Source organism: Undibacterium sp. Xuan67W (assembly GCF_049340165.1).
GTDB lineage: Bacteria > Pseudomonadota > Gammaproteobacteria > Burkholderiales > Burkholderiaceae_D > Undibacterium.
Window position 1 is genome coordinate 1 of sequence record NZ_JBMPPN010000060.1, and the last position, 493, is coordinate 493.

1 protein-coding gene is annotated in these 493 nt (G+C 45.2%); it reads right to left on the minus strand.

Features of this window, described 5'->3' with window-relative positions; all coding sequences use genetic code 11:
* Nucleotides 1–493: IS3 family transposase (locus ACO0LE_RS20260; protein WP_422962126.1), on the minus strand; the 493-nt coding region annotated here is incomplete at both ends.

Sequence of the window (493 nt, forward strand, 5' to 3'; positions counted from 1 at the left end):
GGGTGCTTAGGGTGTCTTCTCCAAACAGCCATCAATAACGCATCGAGAACAATTTCTGTCGCCATCGTTGATTTCATTGACCAACCAACGACAGCCCTTGAATAAAGATCGATGACCACCGCCAGATAAAGCCAGCCTTCATAAGTACGAATGTAGGTAATATCCGTCACCCATGCAGTATCAGCTTGAGCAACATTAAAACGTTGCTCTAGTCGATTCGGTGCTGCGATCATCGGCTTACCTACTTTAAATCTTGGCTTACGATACCCTCGGGCAGATTTCAGTTGAGCGTCACGCATCATCTTTGCGACTCTGTTCTCACCGCATGCAATACCAGCTTCCTTTAAATCCCGATGGATACGTGGACTCCCATAAATTCCACCGCTCTCAACATAAGCTTGTTTAATTTCAGTCAGAATCTGCACATTTGCCTTCGCGCGTTCAGATAAAGGATTCTTCTTCCAAGCATAGAATCCGCTACGATTTACCTTTA